The organism is Janthinobacterium rivuli (genome assembly GCF_009208735.1).
Taxonomy (GTDB): domain Bacteria; phylum Pseudomonadota; class Gammaproteobacteria; order Burkholderiales; family Burkholderiaceae_D; genus Janthinobacterium.
The window spans coordinates 114,203-136,790 of sequence record NZ_WFLJ01000010.1 but is presented as its reverse complement, the minus strand read 5'-3'; the positions used below and the strand labels follow the sequence as shown (position 1 = coordinate 136,790).

Annotated in this window: 21 protein-coding genes; 10 read left to right on the top strand and 11 right to left on the bottom strand. The window is 65.4% G+C overall.

All coding sequences use genetic code 11. The features are described from left to right. Positions 1–77 precede the first annotated feature (77 nt). From GCN78_RS15125 to GCN78_RS15110, 4 genes are read right to left on the bottom strand one after another with little or no spacing between them, the layout of a single operon-like run. The gene (locus GCN78_RS15125) at positions 78–1,244 is read right to left on the bottom strand and encodes an ABC transporter substrate-binding protein (protein ID WP_152252425.1); all 1,167 of its coding nucleotides are present in this window, start codon (positions 1,242–1,244) and stop codon (positions 78–80) included. 60 nt (positions 1,245–1,304) lie between these two features. Beyond that, positions 1,305–2,846: a class I adenylate-forming enzyme family protein gene (locus GCN78_RS15120; RefSeq protein ID WP_152252424.1), complete on the bottom strand. Its 1,542-nt coding sequence runs from the start codon at positions 2,844–2,846 to the stop codon at positions 1,305–1,307. An 11-nt stretch (positions 2,847–2,857) separates the two neighbouring features. Beyond that, positions 2,858–4,012: an acyl-CoA dehydrogenase family protein gene (locus tag GCN78_RS15115; protein WP_152252423.1), complete on the bottom strand. Its 1,155-nt coding sequence runs from the start codon at positions 4,010–4,012 to the stop codon at positions 2,858–2,860. Positions 4,013–4,051: 39 nt separating this feature from the next. After that, a complete protein-coding gene (locus GCN78_RS15110; RefSeq protein ID WP_152252422.1) occupies positions 4,052–4,876 on the bottom strand; it encodes an IclR family transcriptional regulator in 825 nt (274 codons plus the stop codon). Positions 4,877–5,153: 277 nt separating this feature from the next. On the opposite strand from GCN78_RS15110, the gene GCN78_RS15105 reads away from it, so the two are divergent. Further along, positions 5,154–7,136, top strand: a complete 1,983-nt coding sequence (locus GCN78_RS15105; protein ID WP_152252421.1) for a TonB-dependent receptor plug domain-containing protein — start codon at positions 5,154–5,156, stop codon at positions 7,134–7,136. Positions 7,137–7,166: 30 nt separating this feature from the next. Continuing rightward, a complete protein-coding gene (locus tag GCN78_RS15100) occupies positions 7,167–7,703 on the top strand; it encodes a molybdopterin-dependent oxidoreductase (RefSeq protein WP_152252420.1) in 537 nt (178 codons plus the stop codon). A gap of 52 nt (positions 7,704–7,755) precedes the next feature. Here the strand turns inward: GCN78_RS15100 and GCN78_RS15095 are convergent, their stop codons facing one another. From GCN78_RS15095 to GCN78_RS15085, 3 genes are read right to left on the bottom strand one after another with little or no spacing between them, the layout of a single operon-like run. Beyond that, positions 7,756–8,685 (bottom strand): alpha/beta hydrolase, encoded by a 930-nt coding sequence (locus tag GCN78_RS15095; protein WP_152252419.1) that lies wholly within the window; start codon positions 8,683–8,685, stop codon positions 7,756–7,758. Then, on the bottom strand, positions 8,682–9,542 hold the full coding sequence (locus tag GCN78_RS15090; RefSeq protein ID WP_152252418.1) for an alpha/beta fold hydrolase: 861 nt from the start codon (positions 9,540–9,542) through the stop codon (positions 8,682–8,684). Before GCN78_RS15090 ends, GCN78_RS15095 begins: the two co-directional genes overlap by 4 nt. Positions 9,543–9,555: 13 nt before the next feature. Next, complete coding sequence (locus tag GCN78_RS15085; RefSeq protein WP_152252417.1) at positions 9,556–10,617, bottom strand: sugar phosphate isomerase/epimerase family protein; 1,062 nt, start codon at positions 10,615–10,617, stop codon at positions 9,556–9,558. A 140-nt stretch (positions 10,618–10,757) separates the two neighbouring features. On the opposite strand from GCN78_RS15085, the gene GCN78_RS15080 reads away from it, so the two are divergent. Then, positions 10,758–11,357 carry a TetR/AcrR family transcriptional regulator gene (locus GCN78_RS15080; protein WP_152252416.1) on the top strand — a complete coding sequence of 200 codons (600 nt, stop codon included), beginning with the start codon at positions 10,758–10,760 and terminating at the stop codon, positions 11,355–11,357. Between the two features lie 25 nt (positions 11,358–11,382). On the opposite strand, the gene GCN78_RS15075 is transcribed toward GCN78_RS15080, so the two are convergent. Beyond that, on the bottom strand, positions 11,383–11,754 hold the full coding sequence (locus GCN78_RS15075) for a flagellar basal body protein (RefSeq protein ID WP_152252415.1): 372 nt from the start codon (positions 11,752–11,754) through the stop codon (positions 11,383–11,385). Positions 11,755–11,967: 213 nt separating this feature from the next. Here GCN78_RS15075 and GCN78_RS15070 point away from each other — a divergent pair, with 213 nt between their 5' ends. The 5 genes from GCN78_RS15070 (at position 11,968) to GCN78_RS15050 (ending at position 16,705) form a co-directional block, all read left to right on the top strand. Further along, positions 11,968–13,110, top strand: coding sequence for a dienelactone hydrolase family protein (locus tag GCN78_RS15070; RefSeq protein WP_413465210.1), 1,143 nt, complete (start codon positions 11,968–11,970; stop codon positions 13,108–13,110). Between the two features lie 111 nt (positions 13,111–13,221). Beyond that, positions 13,222–14,715, top strand: a complete 1,494-nt coding sequence (locus GCN78_RS15065) for an NYN domain-containing protein (RefSeq protein ID WP_152252414.1) — start codon at positions 13,222–13,224, stop codon at positions 14,713–14,715. Positions 14,716–14,866: 151 nt separating this feature from the next. Then, a complete protein-coding gene (trhA, locus tag GCN78_RS15060) occupies positions 14,867–15,484 on the top strand; it encodes a PAQR family membrane homeostasis protein TrhA (RefSeq protein ID WP_152252413.1) in 618 nt (205 codons plus the stop codon). 81 nt (positions 15,485–15,565) lie between these two features. Continuing rightward, entirely contained in the window at positions 15,566–16,447 is an 882-nt protein-coding gene (locus GCN78_RS15055; protein WP_152252412.1) for a LysR family transcriptional regulator, read from the top strand. Positions 16,448–16,471: 24 nt separating this feature from the next. After that, positions 16,472–16,705, top strand: coding sequence for a hypothetical protein (locus tag GCN78_RS15050; RefSeq protein ID WP_152252411.1), 234 nt, complete (start codon positions 16,472–16,474; stop codon positions 16,703–16,705). On the opposite strand, the gene GCN78_RS15045 is transcribed toward GCN78_RS15050, so the two are convergent. Together GCN78_RS15045 and GCN78_RS15040 are read right to left on the bottom strand one after the other, a co-directional pair. Further along, positions 16,695–19,574, bottom strand: a complete 2,880-nt coding sequence (locus GCN78_RS15045; RefSeq protein ID WP_152252410.1) for a bifunctional diguanylate cyclase/phosphodiesterase — start codon at positions 19,572–19,574, stop codon at positions 16,695–16,697. The two genes, GCN78_RS15050 and GCN78_RS15045, sit on opposite strands and share 11 nt — an antisense overlap. Before the next feature lie 154 nt (positions 19,575–19,728). Further along, the gene (locus tag GCN78_RS15040) at positions 19,729–20,499 is read right to left on the bottom strand and encodes a spermine/spermidine synthase domain-containing protein (RefSeq protein ID WP_152252409.1); all 771 of its coding nucleotides are present in this window, start codon (positions 20,497–20,499) and stop codon (positions 19,729–19,731) included. A gap of 165 nt (positions 20,500–20,664) precedes the next feature. On the opposite strand from GCN78_RS15040, the gene GCN78_RS15035 reads away from it, so the two are divergent. Both GCN78_RS15035 and GCN78_RS15030 read left to right on the top strand, forming a co-directional pair. After that, positions 20,665–20,940: a hypothetical protein gene (locus tag GCN78_RS15035; protein WP_077402750.1), complete on the top strand. Its 276-nt coding sequence runs from the start codon at positions 20,665–20,667 to the stop codon at positions 20,938–20,940. A 37-nt stretch (positions 20,941–20,977) separates the two neighbouring features. Then, positions 20,978–22,129: a GGDEF domain-containing protein gene (locus tag GCN78_RS15030; protein ID WP_152252408.1), complete on the top strand. Its 1,152-nt coding sequence runs from the start codon at positions 20,978–20,980 to the stop codon at positions 22,127–22,129. 6 nt (positions 22,130–22,135) lie between these two features. On the opposite strand, the gene GCN78_RS15025 is transcribed toward GCN78_RS15030, so the two are convergent. Continuing rightward, complete coding sequence (locus GCN78_RS15025; protein WP_152252407.1) at positions 22,136–22,474, bottom strand: hypothetical protein; 339 nt, start codon at positions 22,472–22,474, stop codon at positions 22,136–22,138. Positions 22,475–22,588: the final 114 nt, after the last annotated feature.

Genomic DNA, 22,588 nt, shown 5'->3' with positions numbered 1-22,588 from the left:
GCCGCGTGTACACAGCGCAGGACTGCCGTTCATCGGTGCGCGCCGGAGCACGCGCGTGTGCAGCGGGAGGCTGCGGCCTACCAGGGCAGGGCGGGGTAATTCAGCTTGCCCGTCGCGTGTTCCTTCGGCCAGACGATCACCACCTTCTTGTCCTGGTGCTGCGCCATGCGGTGCACGAAGTTCTGGTTGTCGCCGTTGGCGGCGAACTGCACCCGGCCGATCAGGGTTTCACGGTCCGTCTTGCGCATTTCCTCGGCCACGCCGCCTTTCTTGAGCGTGCCCTTGTCGGCCGCGCGCGCGATGGCTTCGAACAGCAGCATCGATTGCACATAGCCGAACTGGCCCAGGTAGTCGGGTTCCTTCTTGTACAGCTGCTTGTAGGCGTCGCTGAAGGCCTTGCCGTCGGCCGTCTTGAATTCCGTGGGGAAGGGCAGCAGGGCCGTGCCGAATACGTTCGGCATCAGGTCGGGGAAGTCGGCCGCCATTTTCGGCGTGGCCAGCGACCACACGCCCACCATGGCCTTGATCTTCGGTTTCAGGACGCGGGCGGCGCGGATGATGCCCACGTAATCGTTTTCGTAGCCGACCATGGCGACGACTTCCGATTTATCCTGCAGCTTGATCTTGTTGATGATGGGCTTGAAGTCCGTGATGGCCGGGTCGAACGAGTGCGTCGTCACCTTCACGCCCTTGGCCGTCAGCGCCTTTTCCACGTCTTTCGCCAGGCCCGTGGTGGCGTCCTTGGTCGAATACACGATGGAGACGGACTTGGCGCCCACGTCCTGCAACAATCCCAGCATGGCTTTTTCGTAGCCGGCCGTGTTATTGATACGGAAAAAATTCTTGCGCCCGCTGGACACCAGGCTGTCGTCCACGCCGCCCGAGGTGATGTAGACGAGGCCCAGTTTGTTCGCCGTGTCCGAGGCGGGCGAGATATTGTTCGAGCCATAGCCGCCCGTGATGGCCACCACGCCCTGGCTGGCCAGCTTTTCCACGGCGGCGATGGCCTTGGCGGGCGCCGATTCGTCGTCGACGGTGATGACCTTGATGGTGTGCTTGCCGTTGGTCTTGTTGAAGACCTCGGCCGCGACCATGATGCCTTCCTGCATGCCGGCGCCGACCCTGGCCAGGTTGCCCGTCAGCGGGATTTCCGCGCCGACCAGGAATTCGTCGGCGCTGGCCTGCGTCATCCAGGCGCTGGCAACCAGCGCTGCCATGGCGATGCGTGTGTAGGTGCGTTTCATCGTGTCTCCTCCGGTGATGTGGCTTGGTTTTATTGTCGTGTCTGGCACAACATGGTCAACTTATCCGGCATTCTGCGCCATTTGCCGCAGCTGCCCCTTTAAAATCTTGCCCGTGGCGGCCGCCGGCAGCGCGTCCATGACGATGATGGCGGACGGGCATTTGTACGGCGACAGGGTCTGCGCCAGCCAGGCCTGCAATTGTGCCACGCTGGCGGGCTGGCGCGGGTCCAGCTCCACATAGGCGATGACGTCCTCGTTGCCATCGGCGAGCGTGCGTCCCACCACGGCCGACTGCACCACGGATGGGTGGGCGTTCAGCGCCGTTTCCACTTCCAGCGGATACACATTGAAGCCGGAGCGGATGATCAATTCCTTGGTGCGGCCGACGATGAAGAGGGCGCCGTCGGGATCCTGGCGCGCCATGTCGCCCGTGTTGAGCCAGCCGCCGTCGCGCATGGCGGCCGCCGTCATGGCCGGTTCCCGGTAGTAGCCGGCCATGATGTTCGGCCCGCGTATCCACAATTCTCCCGGCTCGCCCGGCGCCACGTCCGCGCCATCGAGGCTGACCACGCGCACTTCCACGCCGGGGATAGGCATGCCGACGGAATCGTCGCCGCGCGGCGCTTCCAGGCGCGTCTGGCTGATGGTGGGCGCACTTTCCGTCATGCCGTAGCCATTGTGCAGCGCGGTGCCCAGCAGTTTTTCCACGTCGCGCTTGAGCGACGGCGCCAGCGGCGAGCCGCCCGCATACGCGAAGCGCAGCCGCGTGGGCAGCGGCGTGTCGGCGTCGCCCAGGGTTTGCAGCAGCTTGGCGTACATGGCGGGCACGCCCTGCACGATGGTCAGCTCGTCGTCCTTCAAGGCCGAGAGCAGGCCGTCGACGGAAAAGCGCGGCACCAGGTACAGCGCGGCGCCCGCATACAGGGTGCCCAGCGCCACCGAGGCCAGGCCGTACACGTGCGAAATCGGCAGCACGCCGTAGGCGCGGTCGTTGCTGCTCAAACCCCGCAAGGTGCTGGACACGGCGGCGATGAACAGCAGATTGCGGTGCGTGAGCATCACGCCTTTCGATTGCCCCGTCGTGCCCGTCGTGTAGATCAGCGCGGCCACCTGTTCGTTGCCGGGGACCGTGTCTTCCGCGATGGCCGCCGCGTTCAAGTCGCCGGCCAGCAGTTCGCCCATGCCGTCGACCGTGACGGCACTGGTCGCGCCCAGACGTGCGGCATGCGCGGCCGCTTCCGGTGAGGCGCCGGCCAGGAACAGCACGCGCCGCGCGGAACTGTGCGCGGCGATGGTGTCGATCTCGCGCGCCGACAGCCGCGCATTGACGTTGACGATCCACGCGTCGATGCTGGCCGCTGCGAAGATCAGCGCCACCTGCAGCGCGCAGTTCTCGCCCACCACCATCAGGCGGTCGCCGGCACGCACGCCCTGCTGGCGCAGCAGCTGCGCTGCATCTTCCACACTGTGCTGCAGCTGCGCGTAGGTCCAGCTGCGGCCAGCTTCATGCAAGGCTGGCGCGTCGGGCGCGCGCATCGCCCAATAGATGGGGATGGCCGACAGGCGCGCCGGCAAGTGCGTCAGCAGGGAAGGAATGTCCATCGCGGCCTCTTTCACTTTTGCGCTGCCTTGATCATGTTGCGGGCGATGACGATCTGCTGGATCTGCGTCGTGCCTTCATAGATGCGGAACAGGCGCACGTCGCGGTAGAAGCGCTCGGCCGCATATTCGCTGATGTAGCCGGCGCCGCCGTGGATCTGCACGGAGCGGTCGGCGACCCGGCCGCACATTTCGGAGGCGAACAGCTTGCAGCACGACGCCTCCGTCGAGATGTCTTCCTTGTTGTCGCGCCGGCGCGCCGCGTCGAGCACCATGCTGCGCGCCGCGTAGATTTCCGCCTTGCTGTCGGCCAGCATGGCCTGGATCAGCTGGAATTCGGCGATGGGCTGGCCGAACTGCTGGCGCTCCATGGCGTAGGCCAGGGCGTCGGCCAGCATGCGTTCGGCCGCGCCCACGCAGACGGCGGCGATGTGCAGGCGACCCTTGTCGAGCACCTTCATGGCCGTCTTGAAACCCACACCTTCCTTGCCGCCGATGAGGTTCGCGGCCGGCACACGGCAGTTTTCAAAAATGACGTCGCAGGTATGCGCGCCTTGCTGGCCCATCTTCTTATCGATTTTTCCCAGCGAGAGGCCCGGCGTATCCTTTTCCACGATGAAGGCGGAGATGGCCGCGGCGCCGCGCTTGACGGGGTCCGTACGGGCCATGACGGTGAAGATGCTGGCCTCGGGCGCGTTGGTGATGTAGCGCTTGCTGCCGTTGAGGATGTAATAGTCGCCGTCGCGCACGGCCGTCGTGCGCAGCGAGGCCGCGTCGGAGCCCGATCCCGCTTCCGTCAGGGCGAACGAGCCGATGATCTCGCCGGCGGCCAGCTTGGGCAAATAGTATTGTTTCTGCGCTTCCGTGCCGTCGATGACGATGCCTTGCGAGCCGATGCCGTTGTTCGTGCCGATCAGCGAGCGGAAGGCGGGCGAGGTGCGGGCGATTTCAAACGCGACGCGCACTTCCTCTTCCATGCTCAATTCCAGGCCGCCGTAGGCTTCCGGAATGGACAGGCCGAACAGGCCCAGTTCGCGCATCTGCGCGACGATGGCTGGCGGGATCGTGTCCGTTTCAGCCACCAGCGCCTCGTTCGGCACCAGCACTTCGCGCACGAAACGGGCGATGCTGTCGAGCAGGATGTTCAGGGTTTCTTCGTCGCGTATCATCGGGGTCCTCGAAGGCGATATTGAGAGGGGGCGCGCAGTCTAACCGCGGCCCAGGTTTTTTTCCACTGTCTTGACCAGGGCCACCAAGCGCGGTCCCAGGTCGGACTCGAGTTTTTCGCGCGACAGCAGGAAGGCGGGGCCGCCGCAATTGAAGGCCATCACCTGTTCGCCGTCGGCTCCCAGCATGGGCACGCCCACGGCATGCACGTCGTTCTGCCACTCTCCTGCCGAGATGCAAAAACCCCGGTCCTGGTAATCCTTGAAGCCTTGTTCGATGCCGGCCTTGATGCGCGGCCAGCGCTCCGTCTCGTGCACGCGCGCATGGTCCATCAGGTAGTCGCGCTCGGCCTGCGGCAGGATGCACAGCAGGGCCTTGCCCATGGCCGTCGTCATCAGGGGGATGCGCGAGCCGACGTCGAGGCGCAGGGTGACATTGGCGCTGCTGCGGCAGGTCTCCACATAGACCATGCTGAGGCGGTCGCGCGTGCCCAGCGACACGGAGGCCTGCGCATGTTCGGCCAGTTCCTCCATCAGCGGGCGCGCCATCTTGCGCACGTCGAGGTTCGACAGCATGCGGTAGCCGAGGGCCAGCACGCCGGCGCCCAGCTGGTACTTGCCCAGGCTGTCCGAGTAATTGAGGTAAGCGAGTTTGGTGAGGGTATAGGTCAGGCGCGAAATGGTGGGCTTGGGGATGCCCGTGCGCTTGGCCATGTCCGCGTTCGACAGATAGACTTCTCCGGGGCGAAAGCAGCGCAGCACTTCCAGGCCCCGCGCCAGCGCGTTGACGAACTGGCGGTCCTTGCCTTCCTCATCGTCGCTGAAGACGATGAGTTCCGGATCTGCCGCGGCTGGAATATTTGTCATATTTGCATTCATTTTCGAACTCCCTGGAAATCAGTTTGCCTAGCCAAATTCGACGTGTCAACCGTTTTGTGAAACATTCGTTCGCACAGCGAAATGCTGCAGTGCATAAAATTTGCCTCGAAAATTGACTTGCGCAGGGGTTTCCCGCCTTGTCGCTTGAGCATCGCTATATACCTCTGTATATTGCGCTGTTGGGTGACGGCCACCGCATGCGTGGCCGCTTTTCTGAGTATCGCTATATAAGACGATATATAACGAGAGTGGAAAGATCTAGACGATGTTGAAACAGGTAATGGCGGGCGCCGTGATGCTGGCGCTGGCGCAGCAGGCCATGGGCAAGGATGACGCGGATGCGGCGGCGCCGTTCGTGCTGGGCACGGTGACGGTGATCGGCCAGCGCGAGCAGGCAGGCCAAATGGAACAACAGGTGGGCGCGCAAGTGAGCCGCGCCGAGATGCGCCGCTTTAACCGCGACAACGTGGGCGACGCCCTCAATCTGCTGTCCGGCGTGTCGCTGTCGACCAACGCGCGCAACGAGAAAACCGTCGCCATCCGCGGCTTCGATGCGCGCCAGGTGCCGCTGTACATCGACGGCATTCCCGTCTACGTGCCGTACGACGGCTATGTCGATTTCAACCGCTTCACCACTGGCGACCTGGCCGCCATCCAGGTGGCCAAAGGCTACAGCTCCGTGGCGTATGGCGCCAATACCCTGGGCGGCGCCATCAACCTGGTGTCGCGCAAGCCATCCGCGCCGCTGGAAGGCGATACGTCCATCGGTTTCGGCTCGGGCAGCGAGCGCCAGCTGTCGGCCAACGTGGGCACGAACCAGGGCCTGTGGTATCTGCAGGCGGGCGTATCCTACATCGACAGCGACGGTTTTCCCCTGTCGTCCGACTTCCGGCCCACGGCCACGGAAGACGGCGGCATGCGCAACAACGCCTATCGCAAGGATCATAAACTGTCGTTCAAGGTGGGTTACACGCCCGATGGCGCGCAGGCAGGCGACGAGTATGCACTGAGCTACTACAAGCAGCATGGCGAAAAGGGCCAGCCGCCGTCGACCCATCCCGTCGGCGCGCGCTACTGGCAATGGCCGTACTGGAACAAGGAAAGCGTGTACTTCGTCTCGCAGACGCGCCTGGGCGCCGCCGAGCGCCTCAAGGTGCGCCTGTACCACGACAGCTACGATAATGAAATCACCTCCTACACGAACGGCAGCTACACGACCGTGAAGACGAGCGGCCAGGGCAGCGTCAGCGGCGGGCGCAGCATCTATAACGACCGTACGAACGGCGGCGCGGTGGAACTCGAATCGTTCCGCCTGGCCGCGCACAGCCTGCGTTTCGTCGCCAGCTACAAGGCCGACGAACACCAGGAACTCGACGCAAAAGGCGTGCGCACCACCTGGTACAAGGATGCCCTGTGGACCCTGGGCGCGGAAGACAGCATCGCCCTCGATGCGGCGACGGAACTGTCGCTGGGCGTCTCGCGCAACGCACTGCGCCCGGACACTGTCTACAGCGCCGGCAATGCCTACACCTTGCCCGCGAATCAATCGGCCACGGATCTGCAGGCGGGACTGTTCCGCAAGGTCGGTCTTGATGCGCGCGTGTACGCCACCGTGGCGCGCAAGTCGCGCCTGCCGACCCTGAAGGACCGCTACTCGCAGCGCCTGGGTACGTATATCGAAAACCCGGCCCTGCGCGCGGAAGAGGCGATGAATTATGAGCTCGGGTATCAAGCAAACGTGCAGGGCGCCAAGGTGGAAGCGGCGCTGTTCTACAGCGACGTGAAGGACAAGATCCAGAGCGTGGCGAACGTGTCGGGCGTGCGCTCGCAGATGCGCAACGCGGGCAGGGCGCACATCAGCGGCGTGGAGCTGGGCTTGCGCGGCAGCGCCGGCGCCTGGCTGGATTGGGGCGGCAATTACACCTATACCGACATGCAGAACGTCAGCGACCGCGCCACGCGCCTGACGGACGTGCCGCGCCACAAGCTGACGGCGCACGCCGTGCTGCACGCGGCGCGCCAGGTCGACGTGGTGGCCATCGCGGAAGCGAACAGCGGGCGCTGGGTCTCGAACACGCTGGAACTCGGCGGTTTTACGACGGTGAACCTGAAGGCCGTCTACCGTCCCTTGCCGGCCTTGACCCTGGAAGCGGGCGTGGCGAACCTGGGCGACCGCAATTACGCGCTGTCCGACGGTTTTCCCGGCGCGGGCCGCACCTGGCTGGCCAATGCGCACTACCAGTTCTGATTTTTTGATTGATCCATGAAAGGACACAGCATGTTGAAGACCATACTGACCAGCCTCGTTTCGGCCGCACTGCTGGGGGCGGCGCCCGCGTGGGCCGATCCGGCGCCGGCAAGCGAGAACATGAGCCACGCGCTCGCCGTGACGGGCAAGGTGGCGACGCCATTGACCCTGACGGTGGAGGACTTGCGCGGCCTGCCGGCGGCCAATGGCGGGGAAATCGCCGTCACGCGCCACAACGGCGACAAGGCCGAGACCATCACCAGCTATCGTGGCGTGCGCCTGCGCGACATCCTCGACAAGGCGGCGCTGGACGCGCCTGGCCACAACGACGTCAAGAAGCTCGCCATCATCGCCAAGGCCACGGATGGCTATGCGGTGGTGTTTTCCTGGGGCGAGCTGTATAACGCGCCGGCCGGCGAGGGCGTCATCGTCTACTATGAAAAGAACGGCAAGGCGCTCGGCGACAGCGATGGCGAGATCGGCCTGATCTCGGCCAAGGATATCCGCACGGGACCGCGCCACGTGAAGTGGCTGAACGCCATCGAGGTGCGCAAGCTGGTGGAGTAACGGGAAGCTGGTGGAAAAAAACGCGCCGTGGAGCCATCCCCGGCGCGTTTTTTTATGCCGCCAGCGCTTTTCGCATGGCCGGGCCGGCCACGTCGAACAGACCCCGCGCCTTTGGCGCCAATCCCAGCATGTGGATCGATGCATGGATCATGCCGTCGAGCTGCACGCACTCTGCCGCCACGCCGTCCTCACGCAGCCGCCGCGCATACGCCACGCCTTCGTCATGCAGCGGGTCGTATTCGCATACCAGCACCGTCGCCGGCGGCAAGTCCTTCAGCGAGGCTGCCCGCAGCGGCGCCGCGTAAGGCTGCGCTCCTTCCGCCGGCTCGTTCAGGTAGGCCGACCAGCAAAAGCGCATGGCCTCCCGCGTCAGCGAATGGCCGTCCGCATAGCGCTGGTACGACGCCGTGTCGAAGGCGAAATCGAGCGCCGGGTACAGCAGCAGCTGGTGCGCCAGCGCGGGGCCGGCCTGGTCGCGCGCCATCAGGGCGGCGGCCGCCGCCAGGTTGCCGCCCGCGCTGTCGCCGCCCACGGCGAGGCGCTTCGCATCGATGCCCAGCGCCGCCGCATGTCCGGCGACCCAGCACAGCGCCCGGTAAAAGTCGTCGAGCGGCACGGGGAACTTGTGTTCGGGCGCCAGCCGGTAATCGACGGAAAAGATCACGCAGCCGGTGGCGTTGGCCAGCGCGCGGCACGGATTGTCGTACAGGTCCAGCGAGCACAAACACCATCCGCCACCATGCGCGAAGACGATGGCCGGCAGGGGCTTGCCCGTGTCCGCGCCGGCCGGCACGTAGGCGCGCACGGTCAGCGCATGCTCGCCGGGCAGCACGTAATCCTGGATCGAAGCGACGTCTTCCAGCGGCCCATGCAGCTGGCGCAAGCCCGTTTCCGTGGCGGCGCGCAGGTCCGCCAGCGAGGCGGGCGGCGGCGCATCCTTCGTCCGTTCCAGCCAGGCGGCGATCAGCGGATCGAGGCTCATGCGGGCTCTCCGGCCAGGAAGGGCAGCACGTGGGCGATGAACGCTTCCGGCTGTTCTTCCATGATGAAGTGGCCGCACTCGGCGACGATCGCGCCTTGCAGGATGTCCGCCTTGCCCTGCATGGTCAGCAATGGCGCGTCATTCGTCGCATGGTCGGCACCGATGGCCAGCACGGGCATGGCCAGGCGCGTTTTCGCCCGCTCCAGGTTTTGCCGGATGGTTTCGGGAATCGCCCGGTAGTAGGCGAAACCGGCGCGCAGGGCGCCCGGCGTCGCGTAGGCGTCCGCATACACGTCGACGGCCACCTTGTCGCGGCGGTACGACCAGCGGTCCAGGATGAAGCGGATGTATTCGCGCTCCTTGCCCGCCGTGAGCATCTCCGGCAAGTCCAGCACCTGGTTGAACATGAAGTGCCACAGGAAGATGTTGTCCGATGGCGCGACGAAGATCGGCGGCGCGGGCGCCAGGCCGGGGATCACGGCTTCCGTCAGCGCCAGTTTCGTCACGGCCTGCGGGAAATCGCTGGCCAGCGCATAGCCGACCCACATGCCGATGTCGTGGCCGACGACATCGTACTGCGCATGGCCCAGTGCCAGCATGGTGCGGTGCAGGGTGGCGGCGATGGCGCCCGTGTCGTAGCCGCCGGCCGGGCGTTCCGAGTGGCCGCTGCCGGGCGGGTCGATGGCGATCGCCTGGTAGCCCTGGGCGGCCAGGGCCGCCATCACGTGGCGCCAGGCGTACCAGGTTTGCGGCCAGCCGGGGATCAGCAGCACGGGTTTGCCGGTGGCGGGACCAGCGATCACGCAATGCAGGCGCTGGCCGTCGATGCGGACGTAGTCATGGGTAAATTCGTTCATGGTGTTTCCTTGTTCAGTTGTGCTGGATACCCAGCAATTGATGGATCTGTTGTTCGCTGACGGGGGCGCCGGCGAAATCGTCGAAGATCTTGTCGGTCACGGCAATGATGTGGGCGTTGATGAACGCCACGCCTTCGCGCGCTCCCACCTCCTGGTCCTTCAGGCAGCATTCCCATTCCAGGGTGGCCCAGCCCGCGTAATCGTTCTGCGCCATCTTCGAGAAGATGGCCTTGAAATCGACCTGGCCATCGCCCAGCGAACGGAAACGCCCGGCGCGGTTTTCCCACGACTGGTAGCCGCCATAGATGCCTTGCCGCCCCGTCGGATTGAATTCCGCATCCTTCACATGGAACATGCGGATATGGTCCTTGTAGATGTCGATGAATTCCAGGTAGTTCAGCTGCTGCAGCACGAAGTGGCTGGGGTCGAACAGCATCTTGCAGCGCGGGTGGCGGCCCACGCGCTCGTAGAACATCTCGAAGCTGATGCCGTCATGCAGGTCTTCGCTCGGGTGGATTTCGTAGCACAGGTTGATGCCCTGTTCCTCGCACACGTCGAGGATGGGCAGCCAGCGGCGCGCCAGTTCGTCGAAAGCCGCTTCGATCAGGCCGGGCGGGCGCTGCGGGAACGGGAACAGATACGGCCAGGCGAACGAGCCGGAGAACGTGCCCATGTCCGTCAGGCCCAGGCGTTTCGAGGCCATGGCCGCCAGTTTCACTTGTTCGATGGCCCACTCGGTGCGTGCCGCCGGCTGGCCGTGCAGGTGGGTCGGCGCGAAGCTGTCGCACAGCGCGTCGTAGGCCGGGTGCACGGCCACCAGCTGGCCGAGGATGTGCGTCGTCAGTTCGCTGATGACGAGGCCATGGCCGGCCAGCATGGCGACCAGGTCGTCGCAGTATTGCTGGCTGTGGGCCGCTTGCGCCACGTCGAACAGGCGCGCATCCCAGGCGGGAATCTGCAGGGCCTTGAAGCCCATGCCGGCCGCCCACTCGGCGATGGCGGGCAGGGTGTTGAAGGGCGCCGTATCGGCGGCGAATTGTGCCAGGTGCAGGCTTGGTCCTTGGATGGTTTTCATATCGGCTCCTATTGTTTGTCGATCGACAAAGAATAGGCGAAATTCTCCCTTCGGTCAAGCCCGAGATGCAAAATAAATCGGGAACGCGCCGCGGGCGCCAGGCGTTATACTGGCCGCCACTTCGCAAGCAGAGGATCAAGATGGCAGGAAGACCGAGGGAATTCGACCGCGCGCTGGCGCTGGCAAAAGCGCGCGACGCGTTCTGGACGCGCGGCTATGAGGGCGTATCGATGGCCGACCTGGTGGCGGCGCTGGGCATCGCTTCGGCGCGCATCTATGCGGCGTTCGGCTCGAAGGAACAATTGTTCCGCGAAGCCGTGGAGCTGTATGAGACGGGCGAGGGCGCGTTCGCCGTGCACGCGCTGGCCGCCAGCCTGAACGTGCGCGACGCCGTGGCGCGCATGCTGGAAGAAGCCGTGCTGCTGTATACGCGCAGCGGCCAGCCGCAAGGCTGCATGGTGGTCACGGCCGCCACCAACACGAGCGCGGAAAACGCGGGGATTGCCGATTGGCTGGCGCAGCACCGGCGCGCGCGCACGCAAGCCGTCATCGAGCGCCTGCGTGCGGCACAGCTGGCGGGAGAATTAAAGGAGGGGGCGGACGTGCAGGCGCTGGGCGATTACTATGCGGCCTTGCTGCACGGCTTGTCGGTGCAGGCGCGCGACGGCATCCCGGCCGAACGGCTGCTGGCGCTGATTACGCCGGCCATGGCGCCGCTGGCGCTGGAAATGCAGAACTAGACTAGCTTGTCGATAGTCGGTGTCTTCAAGTCTTGACGTCGATCAGGCTGCCCAAAGCCTGGTCGGCGGCCTTGACGACGTTCGCCGATAAATTAAAACCGGCCTTGTAGACGAGGTTATCCGTCAGTTCGGAAGCGAGGCCCACGCCGTTCGGCCGGCTTTCCGCCGCCTTGGCCGCATTCGCGTTGGCGCCGCTGACGCTTTCGCTGGCGGCCAGCTTGCGCCCTTCGACGGAGAGGGTGACGCCCGTGCCGGCCGGGCTGGCTTCCTGGAACGCGGCTTGTTGCGGCTGGAAGCCCGGCGTATTCGCATTGGCGACATTGTTGGCGGTCACATCCAGCGCGCGCTGGTTGGCGGTCAGCCCCGAGGTGCCGGTGGTGAGGGCGGATATGGACATGGCGACTCCTTCAGAAGGTCTTTAGTTTACTCCCGTCTGCGGGGAAAATGGTTGGTGCAAGGCAACAATTTTTCACGCAGGTGCTTGCCGCAAAAAATATGTACATCACGTAATTTTTTCATATTGTTCTGTGGCATTTCGCTGTCTAGACTGGCAGGGTAGTCATCCACGGAGTCCGCCATTTATCCCCTGTTGCGCGCCATTGTGCCGGGTTTGCTGCTCAGTCTGCCTTGCCTGCCCCTGCAAGCCCAGCTTGTCCCCTCGCCGCTGCCGCTCGACGCGCGCCTGAACGAGCAAGTCATCATGGTGCCGGCCGGCGAGGGCTTGCGCGAGGCGCTGGAGACGACGGTGTTCCGTCCCGCCGGCCCTGGCCCGTTTCCCCTGCTGCTGATGAATCACGGCAAGCAGGCCGGGCCGGCCAGGCTGCAGCAGCGCGAGCGCTTTATCTATATGGCCACCGAATTCGTGCGCCGCGGCTATGCGGTGATGCTGCCCATGCGCGCCGGCTTTGCGCGCTCGACGGGCGCCTACCGCGATGCCGGCTGCGACATGCTGGGCAACGCCCAGGGCCAGGCGCGCGACGTGCTGGCCGCGCTCGCGTATGCGCGCCGCCAGAGCTGGGTCGACCCGCAGCGCATCGTCGTCGCGGGCCAGTCGTATGGCGGCATGGCGGCGCTGGCGCTGGCCACCCGGGTGCTGCCCGGCGTGCGCGGCGTGCTCAATTTCTCCGGCGGCCTGCGCGTCGACATGCCGGGCTGCGACTGGCAAGGGGCGCTGGCCAAGTCATTCGCCACCCTGGGCGCCTACAACCACATTCCCAGCCTGTGGCTGTATGGCGCGAATGATTCGTTTTTTCCGCCGGCCCTGGCGCGGCGGCTGTTCAATTCCTTTACCGGTTCCGGCGGCCGCGCGCAATTGCTGGCCTACGGCCTGTTCAAGCGCGACGCCCACCTGACCCTGGGCAGCCGCGATGGGGTGGCCGTGTGGCTGCCCGCCACCGAGCGCTTCCTGCGGAACATCGGCATGCCGGTGCGACAGGTCTACCGCGTGGCCGATGCGCCGTCGCCGCCCGCCACGCATTTCGCGCCGCAGGACGATATCGCCGCCGTGCCCTACCTGGAAGAGCAGGGCCGCGCCGCCTACCGCGTCTTCCTGGAGAAGACCGCGCCGCGCGCCTTCGCCCTGTCGGCCAGCGGCGCCTGGGGCTGGGCCGAGGAGGGCGAAAGCCCCGATGTGCGCGCGCTCGCTTCGTGCCAGCGGCGCAGCAGCCTGCCGTGCCAGCTGTATTCGGTCGATGCAAGCGTTGTTTGGCCGGTCGCCGGCGCCAGCGCCAGCGCCGCCGGCGGCACGCAATAGGCCGCCGCGCACGATAGTTGTCGCCGAAACGGGGGATGGGCGAATATACTAGGCGAAAAGGGAGGCGTTGCGCTTCCCGTCCGCCCTTATCATCAGCGAGAATTCACCCTTATGGCGTCATCCCCAGAAAACCTCAGCATGGCCGTGTTTTGCGACTTCGAGAACGTCGCGCTCGGCGTGCGAGATGCAAATTACGAAAAATTCGATATCAAGCCCATCCTCGAACGCTTGTTGCTCAAGGGCAGCATCGTTGTCAAGAAGGCATATTGCGACTGGGACCGTTATAAAAGTTTCAAGGGCACCATGCATGAGGCGAACTTCGAACTGATCGAAATTCCCCACGTGCGCCAGTCCGGCAAGAATTCGGCCGACATCCGCCTGGTCGTCGATGCGCTGGACCTGTGCTACACCAAGGCCCATGTGAACACCTTTGTCATCATCAGCGGCGATTCCGACTTTTCGCCGCTCGTGTCGAAACTGCGCGAAAACGCCAAGCAGGTGATTGGCGTGGGCGTCAAGCAGTCGACCTCCGACCTGCTGGTGGCCAACTGCGACGAATTCATTTTCTACGATGACCTGGTGCGCGAAAGCCGCCGCACGGCCGCCAAGCGCGACGCGCGCGACACGCCAGCACCGAAGCGTTCGGCCGACGAAGAAGTGCGCCGCAAGGAAAAATACGAGTCGCGCAAGACGGAAGCGATCGAGATGGCCGTTGAAACGTTCGACGCGCTGGTCTCGGAGCGCGGCGACAGCGGCAAGATCTGGGCGTCGATGCTGAAAGAAGCGATCAAGCGCCGCAAGCCCGATTTCAGCGAATCCTATTACGGTTTCCGCACCTTCGGCAACCTGCTGGAAGAAGCGCAGACGCGCGGCTTGCTGGAATTTGGCCGCGATGAAAAATCGGGCGCCTATGTCTACCGCAGCAGCGGCCTGGTTCCCGTGGCGGCACCCGTGAACGGGGAAGCCGCCAGCGACGTTGTCGCCAGCGAGACCGGCGCGACGGCGGAAGAGGGCAACAGCCGCGATGGCGGCAGCCGCCGCGATTCGCGCCGCAATGGCCGGGGCGGCCGCAAGCAGAACGAGCAACGCCGTGGCGAGTCCGCGCCGCAGGCCTTCGTGCCGGTGGCCGACGCGGAAGCCGTCGTCGTCGAGCAGTATGCGCCGGCGCCGCAGCCGGAAGTGCAGCACGAGGTGGCCGAAGCGGTGGCCGAGGTCGCGCTCGAAGAAGGCAACGCCAAGCGTGGTTCGCGCCGCAATGGCCGTGGCGGCCGCAAGAATGGCGATGGCGGCCGCGAAGCGCGCGCCGAGGTCGTCGAGGCAGCGCCGGTCGAAGCCGTGCCTGCGCCAGTGCCCGAGCCGGTAGCCGAGGTGATCGTGGAAACCGTCGCCGAAGCGAAGCCTAAGGCCAAGCCGCGCACGCCGGCCCGCAAGGCGGCAGCGGCGAAGAAGCCGGCCAGGAAGGCGGCGGAAGCGGTTGTTGAAGCGGCGCCTGTCGTCGCAGCGGCGCCGGTGGAAGCGCCTGTCGTGGCCGAAGACAAGCCCGCCAAGGCGCCACGCAAGACGCCGGCGCGCCGTCCCGCGCGCAAGAAGGCCGAAGTTGATTGATTGACGCCCCAAAGCAAGAATTCCGGGGTCAGTCCTGTCGGGTCTGACCCCGGAACTTTGCTGCGTATCAATACGCCTGGTGTATGCGCACCACCACCATTCCCCCAAACGTGTACGATGAGCCTGTTTTTAACGCGGCGGGCGGTCAAGCATGTACCACGGTGAACGGTTCAACAGCATTTCCCATACGGTGGGCGCCGCGCTGGCGGCCATCGGCGGCGTCATCCTGATCGTCGTGGCGGCCCGCACGGGCGATGCCTGGAAAATCGTCAGCTGCAGCGTATATGCGGCCATGCTGCTGACGCTCTACCTCACTTCCACCCTGTACCACAGCGTGCGCGGCAAGGCCAAAGCCGTGCTGCAGCGGCTCGACCACTGCGCCATCTACCTGCTCATCGCGGGCACCTACACGCCCTTCATGCTGGTGACCCTGCGCGGGCCGTGGGGCTGGTCGCTGTTCGGCGTCGTGTGGGGCCTGGCCCTGTTCGGCATCGTGCAGGAATATGTGTACGCGAAAGGCGCGCGCATCCTCTCGCTGGTGATTTACGTGGCCATGGGCTGGCTCATCGTCATCGGCATCAAGCCGCTGCTGGCGGCGCTCGAGTGGAACGGTTTCCTGTGGCTGGTGGCGGGCGGGCTGTGCTACACGGGCGGCATCGCGTTCTACGCCACCGACCACAAGCTGCGCCATGGCCACGGCATCTGGCATTTGTTCGTGCTGGCCGGCAGTAGCTGCCATTTTGTCGCCATTTTGTTCTACGTTGCCTGACGTAGCGCGCAACCCGGCCAGCCTCGCCGACTATTGCTTGTAATCCATTATAATGCCCTGATCTGTGAAACAAGGGCAAGAATGGACATCAACTCGGACGACCTGAAAATCTTCGTCACCGTCATCGACAGCGGCACCCTGAGCGCGGCGGCCGTGCACCTGGGACAAACCACCTCGGGCGTCAGCCGCGCCCTGTCGCGTTTGGAAGACAAGCTGGCCACGTCGCTGCTGACGCGCACCACGCGGCGCATGGAACTGACGGAAGAGGGGCAGCTGTTCCTGGACAAGGCGCGCGCCATTCTCGCCTCGATGGAAGACGTGGAAGAGTCGATCCGCATCCGCCGTCAGAAGCCGGCCGGGCGCCTGTCCGTCGATGCCGCCTCGCCCTTCATGCTCCATTGCGTGGTGCCCCACGTGGCCGAGTTTCGCGCCATGTACCCGGACATCCGCCTGGAACTGACCAGCAACGACCAGATCGCCGACCTGCTCGAGCACCGCACCGATATCGCCATCCGCATCGGCGCCCTGGTCGATTCGACCCTGCATGCGCGCCCGCTCAGTGCCAGCCCGCTGCACGTGCTGGCCACGCCCGCCTACCTGGCGCGCCACGGCACCCCGGCCACCCCGGAAGCGCTGTCCGGCCATGCGCTGTTGGGCTTTGCGCAATATGAACTGGGCAATCAGTGGCCGCTGCGCCACGAGGCGGGCAACAGCCTGCAGATCGTGCCCGCGCTGGCCGCGTCCAGCGGCGAAACCCTGCGCCAGCTGGCCCTGCACGACCAGGGCATCGTCTGCCTGTCCGATTTCATGACGAAGGACGACATCGCGGCCGGCCGCCTGGTACAGGTGCTGCAGCCGTTCTATACCGGCTACCGCCAGCAGATCCACGCCGTGTATTACCGCAACACGCAGCTGGCGCAGCGCATCAGCTGCTTCCTCGAATTCCTGCAGCAGAAGCTGTAAGGCCCTGACATGGAAGAAAAGAGCATGCAATGCCCGACGTGCGGCGAGTATGGCGACCTGCTGCGCGCCACGGTGCGCAAGACGGGCCAGCAAGTGATCGTCTGCACGGAATGCGATTTCGTGTGGCCGCATCCGGAGCGGGACATCGATCCGGCGCATGCCACGGATGTGGCTTCCCTGCTGGCGCAAGCCGGCCTGGACGACGACTGGGAAGAACTCGAACGCGGAGCCAGGGTGCCGCCGTCGCCTACGGCATGACGTGCGTGTCTTCCGCCTGCAGCAGCGCCTCCACCTCATGCGCCGGCAGCGGGTGGCTGAAGTAATAACCTTGCGCTTCGTCGCAGCCATGGCGGCGCAGGTAATCGAGCTGCTCGGCCGTTTCCACCCCTTCGGCCACCACGCGCAGCTTCAGATTGTGCGCCAGGGCGATGATGGAGACGACGATGGCCGCGTCGTCCGCGTCGCGCGCCACGTCGCCGACGAAACTGCGGTCGATCTTCAGCACGTCGATGGGGAAGGTGCGCAGATAGGCGAAGCTGGAATAGCCGGTGCCGAAGTCGTCGATCGACAGCTGCACCCCGAGTGCCTTCATGTCGTGCAGCTGGCTGACGGCCAACGCCACGTCGTGCATGAACAGGCTTTCCGTCAGTTCCAGTTCCAGGCAGGCGGGCGGCAAGCCCGTTTCCAGCAGCACTTCGCCGATCGAGGCCACCAGATTCGGCTCGTTGAACTGGCGCGCCGACAGGTTCACGGCCAGGCGCAAGGTGTCCAGTCCCGCCGCATGCCAGCGTTTCACCTGCGCGCATGCTTCGCGCATCACCCAGGCGCCGATCGGCACGATCAGGCCCGTATCTTCCGCCAGCGCGATGAAGCGCTGCGGCGCCACCATGCCCAGGTCCGGGTGCTGCCAGCGCAGCAGCGCTTCCACGCCGACGATGCGCCCGCTGGCCAGGTCCACCTGCGGCTGGTAATGCAGCACGAACTGCTCGCGTTCGAGCGCGTTGCGCAGCGCCGTCTCGATGCGCAGGCGTTCCAGGGTGGCCTGGTTCATGGCCGACGTGTAGAACTTGATGTTGTTGCGGCCCTGTTTCTTGGCGCAGTACATGGCGATGTCGGCCTGCTCGATCAGGTTCTGCGTCTCGCCATGCAAGGTCACGTCGCCGGGGGCGTCGTAGCGCGACATGTCGTAGACGGCCACGCCGATGCTGCAGGTGACGAAAAATTCCTTGCCATCCAACAGTACCGGCTGCGCCACAGCATCCATCACGCGCTGCACGACGGCGCCGCTGAGCACTTCGTCCGCCTGTTCGCACAGGATGGCGACGAATTCATCGCCGGACAGGCGCGCCACCGTATCGCTTTCCCGCAGGCTGGCCTGCAAGCGCGCGGCGATGGTTTTCAGCAGCAGGTCGCCGGCCTTGTGGCCCAGGCTGTCGTTGACGAACTTGAATCGGTCGAGGTCGATCAACAGTACCCACAATGCGCGATTCTTGCGGCGTGACAGGGCCATCGCCTGGGCCAGGCGGTCGCGCAGCAGGGCGCGGTTGGGCAGGCCCGTCAGCACGTCGTGATGGGCGATGTGCTGGATTTTCTGCTCGGCCAGCTTGCGTTCCGTGATTTCGGAACCCGTGCCCCGGTAGCCGCGAAATTCGCCCAGCTCGTTGAACAGCGGTTCGCCATTGATGCTGAACCAGCGCAGCTGGCCATCGCGGTCGTGCATCGCATATTCGAGATTGGAAAAGGGCAGGTGCGCTTCCAGGTTGGCGATATGCTGCTTGCCCCAGCGCGAATTGCGCATCTCCGGGTTGTTTTCCCAGCGCGTCATGCCGATGAAGCGTTCCAGCGGCATGTTCGATTTGTCCGTGAAACCGCTGGTGATGTGGGTGAAGCAGAAGTTGGCGTCCTGTTCCCAGTACCAGTCCGAGGACAGGGCCAGCAGGCGGCGGAAGCGCTTTTCGCTTTCCTGCAAGGCGCGCTCCGTGCGCTGGCGCGCCCGCACGTCGGCGCTGAGCAGCTCATTGCTGCGCTTGAGGTCGGCCGTGCGCTGCTCCACCAGCAGCTGCACGCGGCGCGAGCGCTGCGTCAGCGATTGCACGAAGGCGGCCGTCAGTGCGCTGAACAGCAAGCCCATGATCAGGGTAAACAGGGAACCCAGATGGTCGGCCAGGAAGGGGCGCGGATGGGCCGCCACGCGCACATGCCAGGGCCGGCCGGCGGAAGCGAAGGCCCGGTCATAATGGCTGTGGTAGGCAAAGTGCAGCCAGCGCGGCAGGGACTCCCAGGCGCCGCCCGCCGCGGCGGCGGGCGCCTGGCCATGCCGGAAGATCAGTTGGCGCGGCTCGGCGCCGGCGTCGGCGTAGACGCTGATTTCAAGCTGCGGGTCGCCCAGCAGGTCGGCGCCGGCGAGGATTTTCTGCACCAGTTCCCCGGCGCGGATGATGGCCGCCGTATCGCCGATCAGCGCCGCGCGCCGCTGCTGCACCGTTTGCAGGGGCACGCCGTGGCGGTATACGGGGCGCAGGATGACGAAGCCCTGCTGCGGTCCCTGCGCCAGCGCCACCAGGCCGGTGGCGGTGGTCTGGCCGCTGACGATGGCCTGTTCCAGCGCGCGCGCCACCAGGCCGTTCGGGCTGACGTTCAGGCCGAAGGCGGGGCGGTTGCCCTGCAAGGGAACGAGGTAGTCCACCACCAGATAGCTGGCGCGCGGCGTGGCGGGCACGACGACGCCATCGCGCATTTCCGTCATGGCGTAATCAGGCACGATGCGCCGCAGCTCGGCCTCGAAGGCGGCGCGCTGCGCATGCGGCACGATGCGGTGGAAATTGAAGGCCTGGATGAACGGGTGGCGTTGCAGCAGCGGCGTGGTGAAGTCGTGGAACTGTTCGCGCGTGACGGGCACGACGGCGGCAAACAGCTGGTTCGTCGTGGTCAGCACCTCGACCGCATCGTCGAGTCCCTGCTCGATGGCGGCCACCCTGGCGCCGGCGCGCTGCTGCAGGCTCAGGCTCATCTTGTCGTATTCGAGCTGGCTGATGGCGGCAAACAGCACGGCCGTGACGCTGACGCCGCAGGCAAAGGTCAGCGCAGCCGCGGCGGATATCGACAATGGCAGGCGGCCACGCAGCATGGTTTTTCCTATCTCACTTCATGGACACATGGGTTCGGCGGCGCCTGCCGGCCCCACGCAGGCCGTAGTTTGTCATAAACCACATCCATCATGCGGATTTTGCACCAAATCGCTGCCAATAAGCAACAATATCTATGGCCGGGGAAGACGACTTTCAGTCGCTGCCGGCGCCTGAGCGCCGGCGCAAACGCCACAGCTGCCATGCCGGCAGCCAGCGGTTCAGGAACGCCAGGCCTGCCATCCGCCGCCAGCGCACCAGGCGCACCACGCGCACGGCGCGGCCGTCGGCGTCGGCTTCCGGCTTGGCGGCGAAGACGATGCGGTTGTTGCCGGCGATGCCGTCGAAGTGGCACACGGCGCCGCGGAAGGTGAGCATCAGGCGCGCCAGCATGGCGGGGTAGTGCTCGTCATAACTGAACAGGTTGGCCACCAGCACGCCGCCGGGCAGCAGAGTGCGCAGGCAGTCGGCGTAAAAGCGCGCGCTGCCCAGGGCCGGCGGCAAGCCCGTTTCGTCGTAGCCGTCGAGCAGCAGCACGTCGGCGCAGCCGGGATGCTGGCGGATATAGCTGACGGCGTCCGTTTCGATGATGCGCAGGCGCGCGTCGTCGGGCGGCAGCATGAACTGCTCGCGCAGGGCGATCACGTCGGCGCGCAATTCCAGCACCGTGATGCGCGTGTCGGGCAAGTGGCGGTGGCAGAATTTCAGCAGCGAGCCGCCGCCCAGGCCCACCATCAGGATATGCCGCGGGCGCGGCACGAACAGGGTAAAGCACATCATGGCGCGCGCATAGCGCAACAGCAGATGGTCGGGGCGCGACAGCAGCATTTCGCTCTGGATCATGCCGGGCTGGAATTCCAGGCGGCGCCGGTCGCCACAGGTATGCACCTGCGGGGCAAGTGGGGTGGTGCTTCTGTTTTCCGGCATGGGACGACTTCGCTGAGTGGACTGGGGGAGATGCTTTGTTGCATTCAGAGAAATCTGATAAGCTCCCGTGAGCATACCCGATTAATCCGCGCCAAGCATGCGACGTATACTATGTATATGGCGCGCGGCGGCACGGCCGCGCAGTCGGGCACCATGGAGACAAGCATGTTTTTGGATCACCCCATCATTACGGCGACGAACAGTTTTACGGAGCCTGACCGCATCGAGCGCTTGACGCGCGTGTATGGCTACGCGGCGGCGCTGGCCGATCAGGCCGCCAATCTCGGCTTCATTGAGAAAGTCGCGCAAATCCACGACCACAAGGGCACCCTCATCGTGTTCTGGCACGAGGCGCCCAGCGAAGTGGAGAAGCAGTATTTCGTGCAGGCCTGGGCCAGCAAGATCGGCGACGGCAGCACCAATGTCGAACACGAAATCTGACCCGGCGCGCCGCGCCTGCGCACCGATCGCGTAGCCCATGGATATCAAGACCCTGGTACTGGCCCTGGCGCTAGGCAACCTGAGCCTGTGTGCGGCCCTGTTCTTTTTCGAGTACGAGCGCAAGAAGTCGCTCAGCATGTCCACCTGGGCGGTGGCCAAGCAATGCCAGGCCGTGGCCTGGTGTCTGCTGTATTTCCGCGGCGTGCTGCCCGATTTCCTCTCCATCTTGCTGGGCAACAGCCTGCTGTTTGCCGGCATGGCGCTCGATGCGGGCGCGCTGTGGCAGGCGGCCGGGCGCAGCGGCTGGCGCCGCTATGTATTGCCGGCCCTGGGCCTGGCGCTGGCGCTGTTTGCCGCCTGCTATCTGTTCGACGTGGCGCCGCTGTTGCGCAGCGCCGGCGGTTCGCTGATCGTGGCCGGCTTCTTCCTCGCCGGCGTGGCGGCGCTGTGCCTGAAATGGCGCGAGGCGAGCATGCTGCGCCGCTTCCTCGTCGTCAGCATGGGTCTGCTGTCGCTGCTGATCGCCGCGCGCGGCGTGCTGGCCGCCGCCGTGCCCGGTTTCGATGCCGAGCTGATGCAGCTGGCCGGCTTCGGCGCCCTGTACCTGATGATGCTGACGAACGCCTTCGGCTATCTGCTGCTGTCGCGTGAACAGCTGGGCGGCGAGCTGGCGCGCCTGGAAGTGCTCGACGCGGCCACGGGCGTGCCGAACCGGCGCGGCTTTTACCAGGCGCTGGCGCCATGGATGGCGCTGGCGCGCCGGCCCGGCTTGCCGACGGCGCTGGTGGTGCTCAATATCGACCACTTTAAGAGAGTCAACGACAGCTATGGCCATCCGGTGGGCGATGCCGTGTTGAAAACCATCGTCGACACCTGCCGCCAGCAATTGCGCGACAGCGACCTGATGGGCCGCCTGGGCGGCGCCGAATTCGCCATCCAGCTGCCGCGCACGACCCTGGCCGATGCGCTGATGGTGGCCGAGCGCATCCGCGCCGCCGTCGAAGCGCTGCCCGTCAAGACGGAGCGCGCCGTGCTGCAGCTGACGGCCAGCCTGGGCGTGACCACCATCCGCGCCGAAGACAGCACCGTCAGCCTCTTCAAGCGTGCCGACGAGGCGCTGCAGGCGGCCAAGCAGGCCGGCCGCAACAGGGTCGTCGAGGCGCAGGGCGCCAGCACCCTCGATATTTAAGGGGGCTTACTTCTTGCGCGAGCCCAGCCAGCTGGGTTCCTTGCCGCATTCCTTGCTCAGGAACAGGGCATCGAGGCCGGGATCGCAGCGCCGGTCAGGCGCCTTCATCGGCTCGACGGTGAGCCACTCGCTACGGGGCAGTCTCTTTTCTGCGCGCGGTTCCACGGGCGGCGCGGGCGGCAGGCTGTCTTGCCAGCGTGACTCCGCGGCAGGCGCGGGCGGGGTGGCCCAGTTCGCGTCAACTTGCGCTGCCTGCGCTGGCGGCGTGTCCGCATGGGCGGTGGCGCACAGCACGCTGCCCGCGAAGACGAACATGCGCATGGCGTTTTTGTTTACTGAAATCATGGTCTGTCCCTGGTCGGTGTCGGAAGGCGTTCCCTGCAGTATGACGCCAGCCGCCAGCAAAAAGACAGGGAAATTGCAACGGCATGTTACCAAAGGGACTATAGTTAATGGTAG

Coding starts and splice junctions, on each gene's coding strand:
- GCN78_RS15110 (WP_152252422.1), bottom strand. CDS start 4,876: ATGACAAATATTCCAGCCGCGGCAGATCCGGAACTCATCGTCTTCAGC.
- GCN78_RS15030 (WP_152252408.1), top strand. CDS start 20,978: ATGGATATCAAGACCCTGGTACTGGCCCTGGCGCTAGGCAACCTGAGC.
- GCN78_RS15125 (WP_152252425.1), bottom strand. CDS start 1,244: ATGAAACGCACCTACACACGCATCGCCATGGCAGCGCTGGTTGCCAGC.
- GCN78_RS15105 (WP_152252421.1), top strand. CDS start 5,154: ATGTTGAAACAGGTAATGGCGGGCGCCGTGATGCTGGCGCTGGCGCAG.
- GCN78_RS15035 (WP_077402750.1), top strand. CDS start 20,665: ATGTTTTTGGATCACCCCATCATTACGGCGACGAACAGTTTTACGGAG.
- GCN78_RS15085 (WP_152252417.1), bottom strand. CDS start 10,617: ATGAAAACCATCCAAGGACCAAGCCTGCACCTGGCACAATTCGCCGCC.
- GCN78_RS15090 (WP_152252418.1), bottom strand. CDS start 9,542: ATGAACGAATTTACCCATGACTACGTCCGCATCGACGGCCAGCGCCTG.
- GCN78_RS15095 (WP_152252419.1), bottom strand. CDS start 8,685: ATGAGCCTCGATCCGCTGATCGCCGCCTGGCTGGAACGGACGAAGGAT.
- GCN78_RS15045 (WP_152252410.1), bottom strand. CDS start 19,574: ATGCTGCGTGGCCGCCTGCCATTGTCGATATCCGCCGCGGCTGCGCTG.
- GCN78_RS15055 (WP_152252412.1), top strand. CDS start 15,566: ATGGACATCAACTCGGACGACCTGAAAATCTTCGTCACCGTCATCGAC.
- trhA (WP_152252413.1), top strand. CDS start 14,867: ATGTACCACGGTGAACGGTTCAACAGCATTTCCCATACGGTGGGCGCC.
- GCN78_RS15100 (WP_152252420.1), top strand. CDS start 7,167: ATGTTGAAGACCATACTGACCAGCCTCGTTTCGGCCGCACTGCTGGGG.
- GCN78_RS15025 (WP_152252407.1), bottom strand. CDS start 22,474: ATGATTTCAGTAAACAAAAACGCCATGCGCATGTTCGTCTTCGCGGGC.
- GCN78_RS15065 (WP_152252414.1), top strand. CDS start 13,222: ATGGCGTCATCCCCAGAAAACCTCAGCATGGCCGTGTTTTGCGACTTC.
- GCN78_RS15075 (WP_152252415.1), bottom strand. CDS start 11,754: ATGTCCATATCCGCCCTCACCACCGGCACCTCGGGGCTGACCGCCAAC.
- GCN78_RS15080 (WP_152252416.1), top strand. CDS start 10,758: ATGGCAGGAAGACCGAGGGAATTCGACCGCGCGCTGGCGCTGGCAAAA.
- GCN78_RS15120 (WP_152252424.1), bottom strand. CDS start 2,846: ATGGACATTCCTTCCCTGCTGACGCACTTGCCGGCGCGCCTGTCGGCC.
- GCN78_RS15040 (WP_152252409.1), bottom strand. CDS start 20,499: ATGCCGGAAAACAGAAGCACCACCCCACTTGCCCCGCAGGTGCATACC.
- GCN78_RS15050 (WP_152252411.1), top strand. CDS start 16,472: ATGCAATGCCCGACGTGCGGCGAGTATGGCGACCTGCTGCGCGCCACG.
- GCN78_RS15115 (WP_152252423.1), bottom strand. CDS start 4,012: ATGATACGCGACGAAGAAACCCTGAACATCCTGCTCGACAGCATCGCC.